The 1,199-nt window shown below is 67.6% G+C and carries 1 protein-coding gene; it reads left to right on the top strand.

Annotated elements, in window-relative coordinates; all coding sequences use genetic code 11:
* A partial coding sequence (gene frc, locus ACZ6TU_RS38925) for a formyl-CoA transferase (protein ID WP_469553516.1) occupies window positions 1-1,199 on the top strand: 1,199 nt, incomplete at both ends.

Genomic DNA, 1,199 nt, shown 5'->3' with positions numbered 1-1,199 from the left:
GACGAAGGCTCTTGAGGGGATCCGTGTGCTGGATATGACGCATGTGCAGTCGGGTCCGTCGGCGACGCAGTTGCTGGCGTGGCTGGGGGCGGATGTGGTGAAGGTGGAGGCTCCGGGCGGGGACATCACGCGCGGGCAGTTGCGGGATGTGCCGGATGTGGACTCGCTGTACTTCACGATGCTCAACTGCAACAAGCGCAGTGTCACGCTGAACACCAAGACCGAGCGGGGCAAGGAGATCCTGACCGCGTTGATCGAGCGGTCGGATGTGCTGGTGGAGAACTTCGCGCCGGGTGCGGTGGACCGGATGGGTTTCACCTGGGAGCGGATCAGGCAGATCAACCCGCGGATCGTGTACGCCTCCATCAAGGGTTTCGGTGAAGGCCCGTACACCGGCTTCAAGGCCTACGAGGTGGTGGCGCAGGCGATGGGCGGGTCGATGGCGACCACCGGGTTCCAGGACGGGCCGCCGATGGCGACCGGCGCGCAGATCGGCGACTCCGGCACCGGCGTCCACGCCGTCGCCGGGATCCTCGCCGCCCTCTTCCAGCGGGAGCGCACCGGGCGCGGCCAGCGAGTGAACGTGGCCATGCAGCACGCGGTGCTCAACCTGTGCCGGGTCAAGCTGCGCGACCAGCAGCGCCTGGCCCACGGCCCGCTGGCGGAATACCCCAACGACGACTTCACCGACGAGGTCCCGCGTTCGGGCAACGCCTCCGGCGGCGGCCAGCCCGGCTGGGCGGTCAGGTGCGCGCCGGGCGGGCCCAACGACTACGTCTACGTCATCGTCCAGCCCGTCGGCTGGCCCCCGCTCACCGCCCTCATCGGCCGGCCCGAACTCGCCGCGGACCCCGAGTGGGCCACCCCAGAAGCCCGGCTGCCCAAACTCGCCAAGATGTTCCAGCTGATCGAGGAATGGACCTCAACCCTGCCCAAATGGGAGGTCCTCGAACGACTCAACAGCCACAACATCCCCTGCGGACCCATCCTCTCCACCCGCGAGATCATCGAAGACGCCTCACTGGCCGCCAACGACATGATCGTCGAGGTCGACCACCCCGAACGCGGCACCTTCACCACCGTGGGCAACCCGCTGAAACTCTCCGACTCCCCCGTGCACATCACCACCCCACCCCTCCTCGGCCAGCACACCGAAGAAATCCTCATCGGCGAACTCGGCCTCGACCACGAAGAGCTGC

This window comes from Streptomyces sp. NPDC052064 (assembly GCF_055585925.1).
This window is presented reverse-complemented; position numbering and strand designations above follow the sequence as displayed.